This is a genomic window from Pseudoalteromonas arctica (assembly GCF_012927645.1).
Classification (GTDB): domain Bacteria; phylum Pseudomonadota; class Gammaproteobacteria; order Enterobacterales; family Alteromonadaceae; genus Pseudoalteromonas; species Pseudoalteromonas arctica_A.
This window is the reverse complement of record NZ_JABBMT010000087.1, coordinates 1-978: the sequence shown is the minus strand read 5'-3', so window position 1 is coordinate 978 and position 978 is coordinate 1. Positions and strand designations below refer to the sequence as shown.

Here is a 978-nt window from a genome sequence, read left to right as displayed (position 1 = left end):
GTCAAACGCTTAGAGATGGAGCGTGAAATCTTAAAAAAAGCGACGGTCTTCTTTGCCAAAGAAACGAAGTAAAATATTCGTTTGTTACCCAACATAAGAAGATCTGGCCTGTTACATTAATGTGTCAGGTATTGGGCGTAAAAAGTAATAATTATTATAGTTATCAAAAGCGTAATACAGATAAAGTAAATGATACAACGCACCCAGAAATGCTTGAGTTAGTAAAAGATATTGCCAAATTTAGTGACAATACTTATGGAGAAAGACGCATTAAAGCGGTACTGAATGCGTTGGGTTTCCCCGTAAGTCGATGGAAAGTAGGAAAGTTAATGAAAGAGGCGAATGTTTGGGTTCGTTACAAAAAGAAATATAAATCAACAACCAATAGCGATCACAATAAACCGCTCTATAAAAATGAGCTTGAACAACACTTTACCACAGAGCAGCCGAACCAAGCATTTGTAGGTGATATCACCTACATTTGGACAGCAGAAGGTTGGCTCTACTTAGCTGTTGTTATTGACCTGTACTCCCGTAAAGTTGTTGGTTGGAGTATGGGGTCAAGAATGAAAGCTCAACTTGTCTGTGATGCGTTAACAATGGCTATTTGGCAACGAAAACCCGATAAAGGGCTTATTGTTCATTCAGATCAAGGTGTTCAATATGCAAGCCACCAGTACAGGAACTTACTAAAAGATAATGGTTTTATTGGCAGTATGAGTAAAAAAGGCTGTTGCTGGGATAATGCCGTTGCAGAAAGTTTTTTTGGTAGTTTAAAACAAGAGCGTGTTCATTGGAGAAACTATGAAACACGCTATGAAGCACAGCAGGACGTAATGAATTACATAACCATGTGGTACAACAGTAACCGATTGCATTCCTACTTAGGGTATCAAAGCCCAAATGATTTTGAATTTAAAATTAATGAGTTAGAAAAAGTAGCTTAACTAGGGTGACTGAATTTAGTTGACCAGGTCA

At 37.7% G+C, this 978-nt stretch carries 1 pseudogene; it reads left to right on the top strand.

The features are described from left to right. Positions 1–947, top strand: a pseudogene (locus HHO47_RS18990) (IS3 family transposase); the annotation flags it as partial. Between the last annotated feature and the right edge of the window lie 31 nt (positions 948–978).